This is a genomic window from Streptomyces sp. NPDC006516 (assembly GCF_040611875.1).
Taxonomy (GTDB): Bacteria; Actinomycetota; Actinomycetes; order Streptomycetales; family Streptomycetaceae; genus Streptomyces.
Window position 1 is genome coordinate 81,762 of the sequence record NZ_JBEXPD010000003.1, and the last position, 17,473, is coordinate 99,234.

The 17,473-nt window shown below is 70.6% G+C and carries 14 protein-coding genes; 1 reads left to right on the forward strand and 13 read right to left on the reverse strand.

Annotated features, from left to right (window positions below; genetic code table 11):
- Positions 1-8 precede the first annotated feature (8 nt).
- From ABZY45_RS12330 to ABZY45_RS12370, 9 genes are all read right to left on the reverse strand, one after another.
- Entirely contained in the window at positions 9-1,175 is a 1,167-nt protein-coding gene (locus ABZY45_RS12330) for an SGNH/GDSL hydrolase family protein (RefSeq protein WP_356738946.1), read from the reverse strand.
- Positions 1,163-2,242, reverse strand: coding sequence for a right-handed parallel beta-helix repeat-containing protein (locus ABZY45_RS12335; RefSeq protein WP_356738948.1), 1,080 nt, complete (start codon positions 2,240-2,242; stop codon positions 1,163-1,165). The genes ABZY45_RS12330 and ABZY45_RS12335 overlap by 13 nt, the downstream gene beginning before the upstream one ends.
- The gene (locus ABZY45_RS12340) at positions 2,239-2,841 is read right to left on the reverse strand and encodes a hypothetical protein (RefSeq protein WP_356738950.1); all 603 of its coding nucleotides are present in this window, start codon (positions 2,839-2,841) and stop codon (positions 2,239-2,241) included. The genes ABZY45_RS12335 and ABZY45_RS12340 overlap by 4 nt, the downstream gene beginning before the upstream one ends.
- Positions 2,842-2,843: 2 nt before the next feature.
- The gene (locus ABZY45_RS12345) at positions 2,844-4,826 is read right to left on the reverse strand and encodes a hypothetical protein (protein WP_356738952.1); all 1,983 of its coding nucleotides are present in this window, start codon (positions 4,824-4,826) and stop codon (positions 2,844-2,846) included.
- A 3-nt stretch (positions 4,827-4,829) separates the two neighbouring features.
- The gene (locus ABZY45_RS12350) at positions 4,830-6,617 is read right to left on the reverse strand and encodes a heparinase II/III family protein (RefSeq protein WP_356738955.1); all 1,788 of its coding nucleotides are present in this window, start codon (positions 6,615-6,617) and stop codon (positions 4,830-4,832) included.
- Entirely contained in the window at positions 6,605-7,369 is a 765-nt protein-coding gene (locus ABZY45_RS12355; RefSeq protein ID WP_356738957.1) for an SDR family NAD(P)-dependent oxidoreductase, read from the reverse strand. Before ABZY45_RS12355 ends, ABZY45_RS12350 begins: the two co-directional genes overlap by 13 nt.
- Positions 7,370-7,414: 45 nt before the next feature.
- A complete protein-coding gene (locus tag ABZY45_RS12360; RefSeq protein ID WP_356738959.1) occupies positions 7,415-8,320 on the reverse strand; it encodes a carbohydrate ABC transporter permease in 906 nt (301 codons plus the stop codon).
- Complete coding sequence (locus ABZY45_RS12365; protein WP_356738961.1) at positions 8,307-9,143, reverse strand: sugar ABC transporter permease; 837 nt, start codon at positions 9,141-9,143, stop codon at positions 8,307-8,309. The genes ABZY45_RS12360 and ABZY45_RS12365 overlap by 14 nt, the downstream gene beginning before the upstream one ends.
- A gap of 141 nt (positions 9,144-9,284) precedes the next feature.
- A complete protein-coding gene (locus ABZY45_RS12370; protein ID WP_356738963.1) occupies positions 9,285-10,553 on the reverse strand; it encodes an ABC transporter substrate-binding protein in 1,269 nt (422 codons plus the stop codon).
- Between the two features lie 225 nt (positions 10,554-10,778).
- On the opposite strand from ABZY45_RS12370, the gene ABZY45_RS12375 reads away from it, so the two are divergent.
- Positions 10,779-11,933, forward strand: a complete 1,155-nt coding sequence (locus ABZY45_RS12375) for a LacI family DNA-binding transcriptional regulator (protein ID WP_356738965.1) — start codon at positions 10,779-10,781, stop codon at positions 11,931-11,933.
- Positions 11,934-12,179: 246 nt separating this feature from the next.
- Here ABZY45_RS12375 and ABZY45_RS12380 read toward each other — a convergent pair whose 3' ends face one another.
- The 4 genes from ABZY45_RS12380 to ABZY45_RS12395 all read right to left on the reverse strand — a co-directional run bounded on the left by ABZY45_RS12380 (position 12,180) and on the right by ABZY45_RS12395 (position 17,205).
- On the reverse strand, positions 12,180-13,574 hold the full coding sequence (locus ABZY45_RS12380; RefSeq protein WP_356738967.1) for an endo-1,4-beta-xylanase: 1,395 nt from the start codon (positions 13,572-13,574) through the stop codon (positions 12,180-12,182).
- Between the two features lie 648 nt (positions 13,575-14,222).
- A complete protein-coding gene (locus tag ABZY45_RS12385) occupies positions 14,223-14,969 on the reverse strand; it encodes a class I SAM-dependent methyltransferase (protein WP_356738969.1) in 747 nt (248 codons plus the stop codon).
- Positions 14,970-15,094: 125 nt separating this feature from the next.
- Entirely contained in the window at positions 15,095-15,301 is a 207-nt protein-coding gene (locus tag ABZY45_RS12390; protein WP_356738971.1) for a hypothetical protein, read from the reverse strand.
- Positions 15,302-15,333: 32 nt separating this feature from the next.
- Positions 15,334-17,205, reverse strand: coding sequence for a serine hydrolase (locus ABZY45_RS12395; RefSeq protein ID WP_356738973.1), 1,872 nt, complete (start codon positions 17,203-17,205; stop codon positions 15,334-15,336).
- Positions 17,206-17,473: the final 268 nt, after the last annotated feature.

The window sequence follows — 17,473 nt, forward strand, 5'->3', positions numbered from 1 at the left end:
TCGGGTCCTCACAACAGGGTTCGGCGGTCGACGGCCGCGGCGAGCGCGGCGTGACCGGAGGGGTTGGGGTGCAGACCGTCACCGCTGTCGAACGCGGGCAGCAGCCGCGACGGGCGGGCGGGATCGTGCAGGGCGGTGTCGAAATCGGCGACCGCGTCGAACAGCCGGCCCGTGCGGATCGCCCGGTTGATCCGCTGCCGCACCTCGTCGAGCTCCGGCGTCCAGCGCGTCCAGCCCTCGAACGGGGTGACGGTCGCGCCGACGATCCGCAGTCCCGCACTCCGGGCGCGCAGCACCAGCTGGCGGTATCCGTCCAGGACCAGCGCGGGATCCGTCTGGGACGGCGGCTGCTGGAGGTCGTTGACGCCCAGCTGGACCAGTACGGTGCGCAGTCCCGGCAGCGAGAGCACGTCGCGGTCGAACCTGGCCTGGCCCCCGGGCCCGAAGCGGGCGTCGTCCAGCAGCAGTCTGTTGCCGCTGACACCGAGATTGGCGATCGCCGAGCCGGGAAGACGCCGTGCGAGCTGGTCCGGCCAGCGGAGATCCGCGTCGTCCGGTGTGCCGACGCCCTCCGTGACGGAGTCCCCCAGCACGGCGACCGCCGGTCCGTACGCTCCCGTCACCTCGACCCCGGTCAGGAGGAACACGGAGGCGGTGCGGACCCCGTCGACGCTGTGCGAGGCGTGGGTGTTGCGGTGGAAGGACAACGGCCCGGTGGGGCCCGGCAACCGGGTCTCCACCGTCAGCGCCGACCCCTCAGGGGCGCGCAGCCCGCCCACCGGGTCGCTGGTCAGCGAGGCGCCGGCGGCCAGCCATGCCTGCCGCCTCCCGCCGAAGGTCACGGCCCGCCCGCCGGCGGTCACCGGGCCGATCAGGACCGGGACCGCGCCGAAGGCGTTCCCGTAGCGCAGGCGCACATTGCCCCCGGCCGAGAGCCGCACGGTGGCCGAGACCACCCCGTCGGTCAGCCCGGTGGCTGCCACGGTGTCCGTCGCGGTCGGTGCGGTCTGCGCCGTGGCCCAGGACGTGACCCATGAGCCCGCACGCTCCGGCGCGCCGGATCCACCGGGCTGCGCCGCCCGTGCGGCGGGGGAGGCCGCCGCGACGGCGACTCCCGCCGCGGCGGCCGTCAGAACCCCGCGTCTCGCGGGCCCCCGGGCGGTCACTGCGGGCACGCCCCGGCCGGGTCGTACTCGCTCGCGTACGTACCGACCGCGTCGCCGCCGGTGTTGCCGCTCATCGTGTTGGTGCACACCGGTCCCTGCGGCGTGCGCATGAACTTGATCCCACCGCCCGCGTTGCCCGTGATCGTGTTGCCGTACACGCTCGTGTCGATGCCGTCGGTCGCGGTGTCACCGCCGAGGCGGATTCCCGCGCCCACGTTGTCGTGCACCGTGTTGTAACGGAAGATGTTGCCGCTGCCGCGTGCGTCCAGCCCGCCCGAACTGGAGTCCTTCTGGCCGCTGCAGTCGTTGTACTCGACATAGTTGTTCGTGGAGTTCTCCTTCACGTCCACGCACTCGTTGCCCCGGGTGACGATGGTGTTGTGATGGATGCGGTTGTCCCTGCTGACGTCGGCCGCCGCGTCCGGAGCGCCGTTCGCGCCCTGCTGCTCGGGTGCCGTACCGAGATAGATGCCCTCGCCGTTCTTGCCACCCCCGCCGAACTTGAAGTCGGCGACCCCGCAGTCCGTGATCGTGTTGCCGCTCACCTCGGCGCCGGTGACCAGATAGCGCAGCCGCAGGCACTCGTCCGCCGCGTTCTTCAGCGTCATCCCGGTGACGCGCAGGGCGCCGACCCCGTTCCCGGGAGTCGTGCTCATGACGTAGACGAGCTTGAGGCGGTAGCCGGCCACGTCGCCGGCCGAACCGTGCAGCCCGTCGACGGTGAAGCCGTCGAGAGTTGTCGAGTCGTGCCGCACCTGGATGATGCGGCTGTCCCCCGCGCCCTTCACCACCGCGTTCGAGGGACCGGTGATCGTGACCCCGGCGCGGGTGGTGACCACGTCCTGGCGGTACGTGCCGGCCGCGAGGTTCACCACCGAGCCCGTCGGAGCCAGATCCAGGGCCTTCTGGATCGTCGCGAGCGGTGCACCCGCCGAGGTGCCGGAGGCAGCGTCGTCACCGGTCGGTGAGACGTAGTAGGCGGTCGCCGCCCCGGCGGCCGAGGAGGTCGGGGAGAGGAAGAGCGGGGTACCGGCGGCGAGCGCGGCGACGAGTGCGATGCGAAGTGAACGGCTCATGAGATGTGCCTCCTGGGATCGGCGAAGGACAGGGCGAGCAGTACGGGAACACTGGGGCCCAGGAGCAGCGGGCCCAGCGGTACGACGAGTGAGAGCAGAACGGCGGAGACCACGGCGCCGAGCAGCGCGGTACCCCTGGCGGCGGAGCCGAAGCCGAGGGCCAGGGCGCCGGCCGACCAGCTCCGCACCGAGCCCTCGCGAGCCCGCCCCGCCTCGGCGGCCAGAGCGACGTGATGAATGACGAACGCGGCCCCGATGCCCACCTGGGCGGCGAGCACGACGAAGGCCCAGGGTTCGGAACGGCCCATCAGATACACGGTGTTCGCCACGAGGACGACCGCGGCCACCGTGGAGAGCAGCCCGTGCCGCCACAGGGCTCGCCAGTAACGGGGGAACGCCGCGAAGGAGTTGGCGAACACGCGGCTGTCGCCCTCGGTCCGCCAGAGCTGCAGGGCGTGCCCCATCGCCGCGAGAGCGGGCAGCCAGGTCACGGCACCCAGGGACAGCACGGTGCACGCGGCCCCCGCGGCGGCCGGATAGGCGACGAACTCCATGCGGCGCAGCAGCGCGGTCCCGCCGGACGGGAGGATTGCCTGCATGATCAGCCGACCTTTCCTGTGTACGGTTCCGTCGCGTCGAGGAGCACGCGCCCGTCCAGCTCCAGCCGCGTGCACCCCACGACGTACGGGGCTCCGCCGTTGAGCAGGACCGCCGCGGCGTCCGCGACGACGGCGCCCGTGCGGATGCGGCGGGCGCCGGGGGAGAGGAGCACGGTCTCCCCGGTGCCGGCGAAGGTGACCCCGTGCCCCTCCGCGCAGGTCACCTGCTCGCCGCCGTCCGTCGCACCCGGCGTGAGGGCCGTGAGGAACAGACCGTCACGAGTCCGCTCCGTCGTCGCGCGGAGCGTGTGCAGCGTGCGGGTCAGACGCAGCTCCGGAGTGCTGGACGTCGGGTTGGCCTCGACCTCGGTGACCCCGCTGCCGACCGAGGCCCCGGCGGGTGCGAACCGCCGCACCAGCGCGGTGGCGCTCCCCGACCTGATCAGCCTGGCGCCGTCGGGCTGTGGCTCCGTCGGCCGGTCGGTCTGGAGCAGGAAGGTCCATTCGCGCTCCTCCTCCGCCTCGGCGAGGTCGAGGAGGACGAGCCGCCCGGACGGCGTGGACACCAACGTCCGGTCGAGGCGCCGGACACCGAGGGAGGGGTCGTACATCGCGGCGATCTCGGCCGTGGCGTGCGCCCAGCCGCCCTCGCCGTCCACCAGCACGTCACGCTGCCGGGCCTGCCGCTCGTGCGGGATGTCCCGGTAGACGTGGTAGCGGTCCTCGTCCGCGTATCCCTGGCCGTCCACCAGCAGCAGATTGTGGTGCGCGGCCCGCTTGCGGTTGCTGTAACCCTCGTCCACGGCGAGGAACGCCCCCTGCGAGACCATCACGAACGAGCCGGAGTCGGGATGGTGATGGCCCTGGTTCAGGGTCTCCCAGCCCAGCTCCGCCCGGTGTTTCGCCGAGGTCTCCCAGGCCGTGTGACCGCCGCCCGGACTCGCCTTGAACGACACCAGCGTGGCGTCGTCGTCCCAGCCGGTACGGGCCGTGAGCAGCCCGAGGTCGGGGAAGTAGGCGTGGGTCTCGGTCGGCCGGGCCGCGGTAACGGACGGGTCGTACCAGAGATACTCCAGATACGCCTCCGGCAGAATTCCCGGACGTACCCCGCTCTCGGCGGCCTCCTGCCACAGCAGTTCGCCCGAGGCGAGATCACCCATCCACTGGGCCTCGGCCAGGCCGTACTGCGCCGCGAGGCGGTAGTACAAGCCGGCGCTGTGGCCGCTGCGCCGGTCGTGGCAGTCCCCGTGGTCGACGTTGAACGCGAAGCCGGGCGCCGTCTGGTGGAGCCGGTAGCGGAACGTCGAGGAGAGGAATCCGCCCCGCCCCCACCAGTCGATGCCCTCGGCCTCCTGGAGGAGATCCAGATGGATCGCGAGGAACGGCACTCCGTAGCGCCAGTACACGACGCCCTCGGCGTGCGAACCGTCCTGCGGCATCAGATCCAGGACGGTGCCGAGGTTGTCCTTGGCGCGTTCGGTCCACTCCTCCTTGCCGAGCACGTAACCGGCCGTCGCCAGCCCCGCGTAGCAGATCCAGTTGTGGTTCTGCCAGTACGACGAGGACCACCAGCTGCCCTCGCTCGCCACCGCGAACTCGTACATCCGGCGTCCCTGCAGCAGCAGCTTGTACCGCAGCAGCGCCTGCGTCCCCTCCGGAAGCTCGTCGCCGATCCACCGGTAGGCGAGCGAGAGGTGGTGCAGCAGCCAGCCCGCGTCCAGATCGTGGTCGGGCATGTGCGCCCGGCCCCAGTGCGGCAGCCGGACCGCCGCCTCGATCCAGCGCCGGCTCTCGTCCAGATGCGCGCGGTCGCCCGTGACGCGGTACGCCAGCGCGGGGTTGGAGGCCGCGGGGCCGAGCCAGGTGATGCTGGCGAGCGGATGCGTGCGGGGCGGGGTGAGGCCGCGGTGACGGGCGGCCTCCTCGCGCAGCCGTAGTTCCCGCGCGGGGCGCGGACCGGGCGGCGGGGTGGCGGAGAGGAGCACGGGTCAGCTCCCCGTTCCGAAGCGCGCGGCCGAGCCGTCCGCCAGTTCCACCGTCAGCTCCTCGCCGTCGAAACTCACTCCGGTCACCGCGGGGCCCGCGGACGCCGCCTGGTACACCGAGGCGAACGTGATCCGCTCGGCCCGGGCCGTGACGTCGACCCAGGTGCGGGTGCGCTGCGGATCGTCCGCCGGTCCGGGGCCCGGCCGCGAGAACGGACGCACCTCGGCCCCCGGGGTGTGCGTGTGCCAGCCGTGCAGGGTCTCGTCGCCGTACCACGTGGTGCGCACCGGGCCGGCTGCCTGCTGCTGGATGTCCAGAGCGGTCCCCGGGCGCAACTGGGCCGTGAAGCGGCGGGCCTGCTGGCCCGTCACCGTCAGCAGATCCACCAGACAGCAGTCACCCGCCACCACCCTGCGCACCGCGCGGACGCCCTCGTACGCGGTGGTGACCTCGGCGGTCACCGAGCGGTCGTCCGAGGCCAGGAGCTCACCCGCGCACTCCGCCTGCTCCGCGCCGTCGGCCCGGAACGCCGGGTGTGCGTCGGACGACGCGTACAGCTCACGGAACTCGGCGTGGGCGTAGGGCACCTGACCGAAGTCCGGCTGCCACGGCGTCGTGTCCCCGTACAGGTACAGCGACAGCTTGTCGCGGTGCCCGTGCGAACCGCCGTGCGGGCCGAAATCCAGCAGGGCGTGGATGCCCGCCGCGCGTACCACCCCGTAACCGGCCGCCGGGAACACGCTGACCGGGCCCGGTTCGGGGCGCCGGGGCAGCGGTGGCCCCGCGAACCAGCCGTGCAGCTCACGATCCAGCCCGTCGTCGTACGGGCCCAGCTCTGCCCGGGCCCGCGCCGCCACCGCTTCCAGGCGTCGGGACGGCATCAACTGCTGTGCCAGGGCTATGAGTTCGAGCCACTCCAGAGCAAGAGGACGGCGCAGGTACGGGCCGTCGTGCAGTGCCGGCAGCAGTCCGCCCGGTGTCGCGATCGCCGCCAGCACGTCCGTCATTCCTGCCAGCACCCCGGCCACGTCGGCCGGGACCGACGCCGGATCCGTGGAGCGCAGCGCCAGCAGAGCCGCTCGCAGCACGAAGCCGTGGTAGTAGGTGCTGCCCTCCCACTCCCAGCCGTCCTCGGCGACCGCCACCCGCAGATGCGCGTACAGCCCGTGCTCGCCCTCCAGCCACTGCTTCGCGCCGTCCCACTCCAGGCCCCGGGCTGCCGAGGCCGCGCGGCTCGCGGCGGCGCCCGCCGCGTTCAGCCATGCCGTGTAGTTCGAGGCCAGGTCGCCCCGGCCGGTCAGGACACCGCGGGCCTCCAGAGCCGCCCGCTCCAGTTCGTCCAGCAGGGGCAGGACGGCGGCCAGGTCATCCGTGCCCTGCTCGGCCAGCGTGATCACGCAGTGGCTGATGTTCACCGCCCAGATCGCATCCGTCAGCGCCTGGTGGAAGAGCCGGCCGCGCAGCATCCAGCCCTGCGCCTCGCCGTGCCGGTCCGTGGCGAGGGACGCGTACACACCGGCGTACTCGACGAGCCGCGCCACCGCCTCCGCGCGCTCGCCCCGGTGGGCCAGCACCCGCAGGTGCCGTGCCCACGCCTGGTGCGACAGGACCACCCAGGCACCCCGCACCGCGGCCGTGTCCACCCGGCAGCCGTGCGGGCACCGCGCCCCGCCCTCGGGGAACACCCCGGCGAGCAGATCACCGTGGTCGAGCTCCACACCGTGCGCCGGGCACACGTACGCGTGCCACCAGCCGCCCCGCTCCCCGGGGATCCGCCTCAGCGCGGCCATACGCCACCGTCGATGTCCACCGTGGTGGCCGTGAGGAAGCCCGAGGCGGGCGAGGCCAGATGGACGACCGCGTGGGCGACGTCCTCGGGCGTTCCGGCCCGGCCGACCGGGATACCGGCCTCCATGGCCTCCTGGGCCGGGGCGGCCGTGAACGTGTCGTGGAAGGCGGTGCCCTTGATGAAGCCGGGTGCGACGGCGTTGACCGTGATCCCGGTTCCCGCGAGCTCCTTGGCGAGGCCCTTGGTGAAGCCCCGGACACCGGCCTTGGCGGCCGCGTACGCCACCGAGCCGGGACCGCCGCCGTTGTGAGCGGCCAGCGAGGACATGGTGATGACGCGCCCGGCCGCGGACTCCTTCAGATGCGGCAGCGCGGCACGCACGGTCCTGAAGGTGGAGGTGAGATTGGTGGAGACGACCCGCTCGAAGTGGTCGTCGGACATGTCCTCGATCTTCTCGCGGCCGATGAGGTGGCCCGCGTTGCAGACGAGGACGTCCAGCCCGCCGAGGAAGCCGGTGGCCTCCTCGACCAGGAGGTCCACCTCGCCGGACAGGGTCGCGTCGGCCCGGAAGGCCTTGGCCCTGCGGCCGAGGGCCTCGATCGCCGAGACGGTCTTCGCCGCCTCGTCCGCCGAGGAGTGGTAGTGGACGGCGACATCGGCACCGGCCTCGGCCAGGGCGACGGCGATGGCGCGGCCGATGCCGTGGCCCGCCCCCGTGACGAGCGCCCGGGAGCCGTTGAGATCAGCAGACATGGGTGATGCCCTTTCGGTGACCGGCCCGCGGAGGGCCGGAACCGGTCACTTGAGACCGGCGGTTGCGAAGCCCTGCACGAAGTAGCGCTGGCCGATGAGGAAGAGGACGACCATGGGCAGGGTGGCGAGCGTGGTGCCCGCCATCAGGAAGTGCCACTGGGTGCCGTTCTCCGTCTTGAAGACGGAGAGCCCCACCTGGATCACCCGCAGGCTGTCCGTGTGGGTCACCAGCAGAGGCCAGAGGAAGTTGTTCCAGGAGGACTCGAAGGTCAGCAGGGCGACCGTGATGAAGGCGGGCTTGACCAGCGGCGACATGATCCGGGCGTAGATCCGGAACTCACCGAGCCCGTCGAGCCGGGCCGCCTCCTCCAGCTCCACCGGGAGGTCCAGGTAGAACTGCCGGAAGAGGAACACCGCGAACGGGGTGACGGCTCCCGGGATGATGAGGGCCCACCAGCTGTCCAGCCAGCCGCTGCCGCCCTGGCCGAGGATGTCGTTCCCGCCGGCCAGCGGCATGAAGCGGACGATGAGGAACTCCGGCAGCACCTTGGTGTAGGTGGGGATCATCAGGGCCGCGATGAAGAGGTAGAAGATCATCTCGCTGCCGCGGAACTTGATCCGCGCCAGCGCGTACCCGGCCATCGACGCGACCAGCACGTTGAGCACGGTGTGGCTGAGCGCGATGACGAAGCTGTTCCGGGCGTACGTGGCGAACGGCGCGGCCTTCAGCGCCTCCACGTAGTTCCCGAACTCCCACTGGTCCGGAAGCAGTCCGGCGTCCTGCGACGCGATCTCCACCGGCGTCTTGAGCGAGGTGATCACCATCCAGGCGAACGGCACCACCATCAGCAGGGAGACGACCGACAGCGTCACGTAGAGCGCGATCCGGCCGAGCGGAACGGCCCGCGTCCGCGGCGCGGGAGCCGGCTTCAGCAGCTCAGTTGTGGCCACGTGTGCCTCCCATGATCCGCTTGTTGACCAGGGTGAAGCCCATCAGCAGCACGAAGAGCACCAGGGACTGCGCGCTCGCGTAGCCGACGCGGAACTCCCGGAAGGCGGACTTGTAGATCTCGTACGTCATCATCGTGGTGCTGTTGGCGGGACCGCCGTCGGTCAGGATGTAGATCTGGTCGAAGGACTGGAAGGCGCTGATCATCGAGGTGATGAGCACGAAGAACGTGGCCGGCTTCAGCAGGGGCAGCGTGATGGAGAAGAACTGCCTGGCCTTGGAGGCCCCGTCCACGGACGCCGCCTCGTACAGCTCCTTCGGCAGGGACTGCAACGCGGCCAGATAGATCAGCATCTTCATCCCGATGCCCTGCCAGATGCCCACGAGGATCACCGAGGGCAGCGCCCACCCTGTCGAGGAGAGCCACGCCGGGCCGTCGATGCCGAGGAACGACAGCAGGGTGTTGAGCAGGCCGTTCCCCGGGTTGTAGATCCACAGCCAGACCAGCGCGATCGCGACGGTCGCGGTGACCTGCGGCAGGAACACGGCGGTGCGGAAGATGCCGCGCGCCTTCAGCCCCGTGTGCAGGGCGAGGGCCACCAGGAGACCCAGCGCCATCCCGAACGGCACGGTGAAGAAGGTGTACAGGAGGGTGTTGACGACGGACTTGCGGAAGACCGCGTCATCCAGCATGTCCCGGAAGTTGGCCAGGCCCACGAACGCCGGCGCGGTCAGCACGTCGTACTTGGTGAAGGCCAGCGCCACCGAGACCACGACCGGAAGGCCGATCCACAGCGAGGCGTGGAGCAGCGCGGGCGCCACCATGAGCATGCCCGCCCGGCGCCGGCGGCGGCCCGGGCCGGTGACGGCCCGGCGGGTGCGCCGAGGTGCCTGGGTCTCAGGAGGGGAAGGCGGCCGGGCTGGCCTGGCCTTCAGTACGGTTGTCGCTCCCATGGTGACGTGCCCTCACATCCGGCCGATGGCGGCCTCGGCGAGACGGCCGAGCTCCGCGATGGCGTCCTTCGCGGACTGGCCGCCCACGACGGCGGGCTCCAGCGTCGGCTTGATCTTTTCGCGGATCTCCATCCAGGCCGCGGTGCCGCCCTCGGAGACGGCGTGCTGCAGGTTCTGCAGCGAGAGGTCGACGAACTGGTTCTCCTTGACGTACCCGGTGTCGTTCAGGTCGCGCAGCCCGGGCACCGAACCGCGCTGCTCCGCCGCCCCCAGGATCGACTCGGGCGTCGCGAGGTACTCGACCAGCGCGCGTGCCGCCGCCGGGTGCTTGGAACGCGCGGACTGCGTGACGAGCGTGCCGCCCTGGAGCATCGCCGGCTTGCGGTTGGCCAGGACGAACGAGCCGAGCTTGTCGTCCTCGATGAGATCGGGGTTCTGGTCCTTCGTCTGCACCCACAGGGCACTGGTCGACATCATCATCGACGCCTCACCCGTCTGGACGTTGGACGGGGCGCCCGCGTCCGTCTTCCTGGCGTAGTCCGCCGAACCGTCCTTGATCAGGTCCTTGAAGAACTGGAGCGCCTCGACCCCCCGGGCGTCCGTGAACAGCACCTTCTTGCCGTCCGCGCTGAACAGCTGGCCGCCGTTGGCGAAGAGGAAGGTCTCCCAGCACTGGCGCAGATCGATGGAGAACGGGTCGAAACCGATGCGTCCACCGCCGGTCAGCTGCTTCGCGACGGCCCTGAGTTCGGCCCAGTTGGCGGGTGTCTTCCGGATCCCCGCCTCGGCGAAATGGTCCTTGCGGTAGACGACGATGCGGGTGTCGAGGACGACCGGCAGGGCGTAGAGCTTGCCCTCGTAGCGCGAGGGCTCCAGCACCCGCTCCTCGTAGTCGTGCGCCGAGGCGAACTTCTCCGGCAGCTCGGCGATCGCCCCCTTGGCGGCGAACGGTGGGATCCAGCCGACACCCATCATGAGTACGTCCGGCAGCAGCCCGCCCGCGAGACCGGTGGTGATCTTCTCGTTGAGCTGCGCATACGTGGTGTAGTCCACGTTCACCTCGACGTCCGGATACTTCTTCCGGAACCCGCCGAGGATCTTCTGCTCCAACAGCGTCTTGCCGTTCGCACCTTCGTAGATCGGGGTGAGCAGCGTGATCTCGCCCTCGGCGGGGCCGTCGGCCGAGCCGGCGGACGACGCGCCGCCGCCACAGCCGGCGAGAGCGACCGCGGCGCTGCCCGCACCGATGGCAGCGAGCACGGACCGTCTGTTGAGTTCCATGGGACACCCCTCTTGAGGTGGAGTCGGTGGATCGATCCAGCGGGGACGGCCCAGCAATGGCTGGGAAGTGCTGGTAAATCGATGCAGTGATGCTAAGAACGCCCTGAGAGCGACGTCAACAGCTGGTGCACAATATTTTTCTGGGACGTTAACGGGTGTACCGGTGGAGCGCGTTCAGTAAATCGGTACACTAACCTCGGCAGTGCGTTCCGAACCGGAGGTGGCATGAGCGGGGTAACGATCCATCAGGTCGCGGAGGCCGCAGGCGTCTCCGCGAGCACGGTCTCCAACGTCCTCAACGGGCGCACCGACCGTATGCAGGCGGCCACCCTGGCTCGCGTGGAACAGGTGATCGAGCAGCTCAACTACCGGCCCAACCGGGCCGCCCGCATGCTCCGCACCGGGCGGATCAAGGTCATCGGCCTGATCGTGCCGTCGGTCGCCAACCCCTTCTGGGGGGCGCTCGCCAGGGAGCTGGAAGCCATCGCTCTGGCGGAGGGCTATCACGTACTGCTCTGCAACAGCGAGCGCGATCCCGCCCGTGAGCTCAAGTACGGCGAGGAGCTGCTCGCCGACGGGGTGAGCGGCGTGGTGCTGTGCTCCTCGCTGCCCTCGCTCGACCACATGGCGCCGCTGCTCAGCCGGGGGCTGAAGATGGTGGCCTTCGACCGGACCGCGCAGGCCGGGGACCCGGCGTCACTGGCAAGCATCAGTGTGGACAACGCGATGGGTGCCGAGCTCGCCACCCGTCACCTGGTCGAACTGGGCCACCGTAAGCTGGCGTTCGTCTCCGGATCGGTCAGCAGCGTCAACCGCCGCGAGCGCCTGCGCGGGTTCCGGTCGGCCCTGGAGGCGGCCGGGCTCGACCCGGCGGACGCGATCGTCTGGCCGGGCGCGGACACCACGGAGTTCGGGGACAAGGACGCGGCTGAGCTGGGCAGGAACGCGGCCAGGGAGCTCCTGTCGCGGCCGGATCCACCCACCGGCTTCGTCGCCATCAACGACATGTGCGCGATCGGGATCTGCCGCGGGGCCAAGGACGCGGGGCGCGGCGCGGGCCGGGACGTCTCGGTGGTCGGCTTCGACGACATCCTGCTCGCCGATCTCTTCGAGCCGCCCCTCACCACGGTCCGCCAGCCGCTGCCGGAGATGGCGGCCGAGACCTTCCAGCAACTGCGGGCGCGCATCGACTCCGCACCCGCGGCGGGCCGGTCGCTGCTGATCAGACCCCGCCTGGTGGTACGCGAATCCACGGCACCCGCGCCCACGCCGGAGGGGCAGGCGGCGCCCGTGTCCGGCCGGGCGTCCGTATCACGCAGGGGGGTGTCCTCGGCCCCGGCGCTCGCCGCGACGGGGTCGGGCCGGCCCGCCCCCGGCTGACCCGCAGTACAGGGCCGGCCGCCCCGCCCCGGCTGACCCGCCGGCCAGGGCCCGCGCCTCGCACGGTGCCTCGCGGGACCGTGTCCACGGCCTCGCCCGGGCTGAGCCGTCGGCCAGGGCTGCGCCCAGGGATGCCTGGCAAGCGCTCCGCCCTGCCCGGGCATGCCCGGGCAGGGCGGATTCGAGGAACGGACGGCGACGAGCGCGGGCTTCGCGGCCCCCGTTCCGGTCGGACGACCCGCGTCGTCAGGACGCGGTGCAGGCGCCGACGACGGGCGCCGAGGTGCTGCCGTTCGTCGAGACGGTGAAGCCGAAGCTGGTCGACGCGCCGGCCGCCAAGGTGCCGTTCCACGTGGGCTTCACGGTCATCACCGTGCCCGTGGTGTCCCAGGTGGCCGCGCCGTTCCAGACGGTGGAGACCTTCTGCGGCGAGGCCACTGTCACCGGCACCGTCCAGCCCGTGATGCCCGAACTGCCGGCCTTCACGGTCACCTGCCCGTTGTACCCGCCGTTCCAGGCCGTGGTCTGGGTGTACGTCGCGGTGCAGGCACCGGTGCCGCCCTCTTCGCCGCCGCCGTCACCGCCTCCGCTCGACCCGCCGAGTGCCGCGAGCACGGCGTCGTAGGCCGGTTTCTTGTTGTAGTCGCCGTCGAACAGCAGAGGCGTGCCACTGCTCCGCCACGAGTACTTGTCCGTGACGCCCCAGACCGTCATGCCCGTGCAGCGCGTGACGGCCAGACAGGCGTTGACCACCTTGGTGTAGTTGGCCGCCTGGGCCGACCCGGAGCCCTCGATGTCCAGCTCGGTGATCTGCACGTCGACACCGAGGTCGGCGAAACGCTGAAGGTTGGCCTGGAAGTCGGAGGGGACCGGCGAGTTGCTGTTGAAGTGCGACTGGAAGCCGACGCAGTCGATCGGGACGCCGCGCTGCTTGAAGTCCTTCACCATGGCGTAGACCGCGTTGCTCTTCGCGTTCTGGCCGTCGGTGTTGTAGTCGTTGTAGCAGAGCTTCGCGTCGGCATCGACCGTACGGGCGGTGCGGAAGGCCTCCTCGATGAAGCCGTTGCCGAGCTTGTCCTGGAAGGGCGAGCTGCGCCGGGCACCGCTGCTGCCGTCCTGGAACGCCTCGTTCACCACGTCCCAGGAGTGGATCTTGCCCTTGTAGTGCGTCATCACCTGGGTGATGTGGTTGGTCATCGCCGAGCGGAGATCGGTGGCGCCCAGGCCGCTCACCCAGCCGGGAAGCTGGGAGTGCCACACGAGCGTGTGACCCCTGACCTTCATCCCCTTGCCCTGTGCGTGACTGACGATCTGGTCCGCCGCTGCGAAGTTGAACGAGTTGCGGGTGCTCTCGAGCGCGTCCCACTTCATCTCGTTCTCGGGGGTGACCGAGTCGAACTGGGCGTTCAGTGTGGAGGCGTACGCCGCTTCCCCGAGGTGGTTGGCCGCCACCGCCGTGCCGAAGTAGCGGCCCTTGGCCGCTGCCGCGTCGCCGAGTGCGCCGACGGCCTCCGCGTTGCCGGCGAGCGCGACGACCCCGGCTGCGGCGAGGACACCCGCCGTGACGAAGGACAGCGCCCGTCTGGCACGGGCCTGCAGTTGCGTACGGGCGAGGGCACCGCCTGGTGGTATCTGGGCCATCACGATTTCCAGCCTCTTCTTCCGGTTGCCGGGCGGTCGAACAGGGGAGCCCGGACTGGGGGATTCGGACCGTTCGAGGTGCTGTGCAGCCGTGGGCGGCACATCCGCCGGATGCGCCGCCCACGGGCGGACGGGCTGTGGAACAAGGGGAGCGAGGGAGAGTATGCGCTTGACGGGAAGTCACGTCAACGCTGCATTTCCGAAATGTTTCCGAGCGAACTCCCGCTCATGTGACTGGAGTTGGCGGCTCTACCTGCGTTGACAGAGTGCCTGTGCAGGTGAACTGAGCTCATCTGCTTGAGTCTTCGGTAATCACCTTCAGGCGTTACGAAAGACATTCATAGCGGATGACGAAAGTTTCGAGCGTGCAGGAATGGCACGCCGAGAGACGTCGACCTACGTTCCGGAGGCTGGCCTGGACAACCGCTGGATGGCGACGGCCCACGACGCCCATGCCACGGACGAACGGGACCGGCGTGTCGCTGACCGGCTCGCTGTCCGTTCCGCACTTCTCACCCGGGCACGACGGCCCGACCCGGAAGTAAGGGGGACGCGCTCGTGCCGTAGAGGCGCCGGGGTCGCGTGGCCGGGAAACGCGAGCGCGCGGGTCCGGGCAGCATGCCGCCCGGACCCGCGCTGATCGGACCGTCAGCGAGCCATCAGCGCGAAGACCCCCCAGCCGAGGTACTCACGCTGGTACCGCGTGTAGCGGGCAGGCTCGGTGGTGAGTTCGGCCCGTACCTCGGCGGCCAGCTCGTCACCGGGGTTGGCGTCGAGCCAACGGCGCAGGTTGAGCCACTGTGCCGCCTGGTACCGGTCCCAGCTGTCCTGGGATGCCAGCACCATTTCCACGACGTCGTACCCGAGACCGCCGAACTGCTCGATCAGCTCCGGCAACAGCAGGAAGTCGTCCTTGCTGCCGGCGTGGCACGCCACGGCTGTCTCCTCGTCCGGCACTTCCCGGCGCCAGTACGGCTCGCCGATCAACATCAGCCCGCCGGGGCGGAGACTCCTGCCCAGCAGTTCGGCCGTGCCGGGCACGCCGCCCCCGATCCAGGTGGCGCCGACGCACGCGGCGAGATCGACCGGCTCGTCCGCGACGTAACCGGAGGCGTCGTCGTGCACGAAGGTGACCCGATCGGTGACACCGAGTTCGGCTGCGCGGGCGCGGGCCCCGTCGGTGAACACCGTGCTGATGTCCACCCCGGTCCCGGTGACCCCGTGGTCACGAGCCCAGGTGCACAGCATCTCGCCCGACCCGCTGGCGAGATCGAGCACGCGCGTCCCGGGTGCCAGATGCAGTGCCTGGCCCAGGGCGGCGAGCTTTTCCGCGGTGAACGGGTTGTGGATGCGGTGGCTACTTTCGCGGATGGTGAAGATGCGTGGAAGATCCACGAGTGGTGTTCCTTACGTTCGATGAGGTGTCGTTTTCGGAGAGGAGCCGACCGGAGTCGACCGCCGTTGCCCGGACCGTCATCAATGCACCTCGTTCTGAACGTATGGATCTTGAACTCGACAACCTAGACCCCCGCGGCCGAGGTATCCACCGAATTGACCGGCCCGCCGGGCCGGGCCGCCGTGAGGTCCCCCGCCTTGTTCCCCTGTGCGCCGGGCAGCGAGGGCGCCGCGGCCCGGCCCGCCACCGTCACGCCGCGGCGCCGGATCGGCTCCGCGGCCACCGCCGTGGCGGCCGCGAAATCACCGTATCCGTCCGGCAGCGGCCTCATCGATGTGCAAGACGGGCCGCCGACCGGCCAGATCAGTTCGCGGAGCGGACCCATCCCGTCGCCTCGACGCGGCCCGCGTCGCGGGGCCGGTTCCCGTCGAAGAGCGTGACGTCCCCGTCCTTCACCCGGATGCCGTCCACGTACACCCCGCGCCCGACGTACAGCTGGTCGGTCGTGTACCGCCAGCGCAGCCGCACCTCCGTGCCCCCGCGGCCGCTCAGGTCCGCGTCCAGGCGATGCCATACGCGTCCGGACCAGCCGGAGACCGAGCCTTCCGGGTGCGGCCGGGACTCCCGGGGCCGCTCACCCTCCGTCGCCACGGTGGTGAACGGTACGGGCTGCCACGTGACCCCGGCGTCGGCCGAGATCTCCAGGAACAGGGCGTCCGAGACCGGCTCGGTGTCCCACCAGAGGGCGCAGCTCAGCGCCGGGTGCGAGGAGGCGGGGCGCAGGGCGGGCAGCGTGAGTGTGGCGGACGCCGCACCGGTCATGCCCGAGAACCATGCGGTGCCGCCCTGGGGCGGACGGACCGGCACCGCGCGGGCCATCCGGTTGGCGGTCGCGACACGCGGCGCGCTGCCCGAACGCCAGCTGCGCACAGGATGGACGGAGTTGCCCAGCACGATCAGAAAGGAATCCGTCGTCGGATCCAGGACCAGACTCGTACCTGTGAAACCCGTGTGGCCGGCCGTACGCGGGGTCGCCATCGCGCCCATGTACCAGTGCTGGTAGAGCTCGAAGCCCAGCCCGTGCTCGTCGCCGGGGAACGAGGTGTTGAAGTCCGTGAACAGCAGTTCCACGGACTCCTCGGACAGGATCCGGGCCCTGCCGTAGGTGCCACCGTTGAGCAGGGTGCGGGCCAGCACCGCGAGATCCCAGGCGCACGAGAAGACGCCGGCGTGCCCGGCGACCCCGCCCAGGCTGTACGCGTTCTCGTCGTGGACCTCACCCCAGACCAGACCACGGTCCAGCCCGGACCAGGGGAGCCGGGCGTCCTCGGTCGCCGCGATCCTGGGCTTCCACGAGGCGGGCGGGTTGTAGAGGGTGCGGTGCATCCCGAGCGGATCGGTGATCTCCTCGCGGAGCAGGACGTCCTGAGTGCGGCCGGTGATCTGTTCCAGGATCAGTTGCAGCGAGATCAGGTTGAGGTCGGAGTAGAGGTACGCGGAGCCGGGGGCGGAGGCCAGGACCTCGTTCCAGAGCAGGCGCAGTTTCCCCTCGCGGGTCGGCTCCTTGTAGAGCGGGATCCAGGACCGGAAACCCGATGTGTGGGTGAGCAGCTGGCGGACCGTGACGTCCTGCTTGCCCCCGCCCGCGAAGTCGGGGAGGTACGAGGCGACGCGGGCCTCGAGCTCCAGCGCGCCCCGCTCGATCTGCTGCACGGCCAGGATCGAGGTGAACAGCTTGGACACCGACGCCAGGTCGAAGACCGTGTCCTCGGCCATGGAGATCTGCTGGTCCGGCGGGAACTCCACGCCGGTGTCGGTCTTCTCGTCGTACGCCGCATAACGCACCGCACGGCCGATCGGCCGGTGCAGGGCCACGGTGCCCCCGCGGCCGGCGAGCAGCACCGCGCCCGCGTACCAGGGGTGCTTGGGGGAGTCGGTCAGGAACTTCTCCGCTTCGGCGACCAGCTGGTCGAGCTCGTCCGGCAGCAGACCCGCCCGTGCGGCCGAACCTCGGCGCAGTGTCGGTCGGCGCCGTTCTGATGCCATGCCCGTCCCGGTTCCCGGTGGTGTGGCCGGGGACCCGCCCCCCGGCTCCGCGACCGACCCGGCGTCGGCCGCCGCTCCCGCTGCCCCCGCGAAAGGGATCTGGGCGAGAGTGAGACCTCCGCCCAGCGCCAGTATCCCGCCGCCCAGCCTCCGGCGGCTCATTCCCCGGTCCGACACGTCCCCGGCCATCCGGAACCCCTTCCCCTCACGTCGAAAGCACCCCGAGCACGCTCGTGAAAGTAACTTTCGAAATCTCGTACGGTGATGAAACTTCCTGCCGAAGGGGAGAATACTGTTGCCTCCGCCTTCCCGTGGGTCCTCGGGGTGACAAAGAATTTGACGCGGCGTCAGAAATGCGGCTGGGCGGGACACCGCCGTGTCGGTGCCTCGGGAGCGGGTGGAGGAGGTGCTCGGAGGCCGGCTGCGGATGACACCGTGATTGCGGGCTCTTGACCCC

What these genes read in the sequence shown, in the direction of transcription:
- ABZY45_RS12335 (WP_356738948.1), bottom strand. Translation starts at nt 2,242, where the DNA reads ATGAGCCGTTCACTTCGCATCGCACTCGTCGCCGCGCTCGCCGCCGGT.
- ABZY45_RS12340 (WP_356738950.1), bottom strand. Translation starts at nt 2,841, where the DNA reads ATGCAGGCAATCCTCCCGTCCGGCGGGACCGCGCTGCTGCGCCGCATG.
- ABZY45_RS12350 (WP_356738955.1), bottom strand. Translation starts at nt 6,617, where the DNA reads ATGGCCGCGCTGAGGCGGATCCCCGGGGAGCGGGGCGGCTGGTGGCAC.
- ABZY45_RS12355 (WP_356738957.1), bottom strand. Translation starts at nt 7,369, where the DNA reads ATGTCTGCTGATCTCAACGGCTCCCGGGCGCTCGTCACGGGGGCGGGC.
- ABZY45_RS12365 (WP_356738961.1), bottom strand. Translation starts at nt 9,143, where the DNA reads ATGGTGGCGCCCGCGCTGCTCCACGCCTCGCTGTGGATCGGCCTTCCG.
- ABZY45_RS12370 (WP_356738963.1), bottom strand. Translation starts at nt 10,553, where the DNA reads ATGGAACTCAACAGACGGTCCGTGCTCGCTGCCATCGGTGCGGGCAGC.
- ABZY45_RS12375 (WP_356738965.1), top strand. Translation starts at nt 10,779, where the DNA reads ATGAGCGGGGTAACGATCCATCAGGTCGCGGAGGCCGCAGGCGTCTCC.
- ABZY45_RS12380 (WP_356738967.1), bottom strand. Translation starts at nt 13,574, where the DNA reads ATGGCCCAGATACCACCAGGCGGTGCCCTCGCCCGTACGCAACTGCAG.
- ABZY45_RS12390 (WP_356738971.1), bottom strand. Translation starts at nt 15,301, where the DNA reads ATGAGGCCGCTGCCGGACGGATACGGTGATTTCGCGGCCGCCACGGCG.
- ABZY45_RS12395 (WP_356738973.1), bottom strand. Translation starts at nt 17,205, where the DNA reads ATGGCCGGGGACGTGTCGGACCGGGGAATGAGCCGCCGGAGGCTGGGC.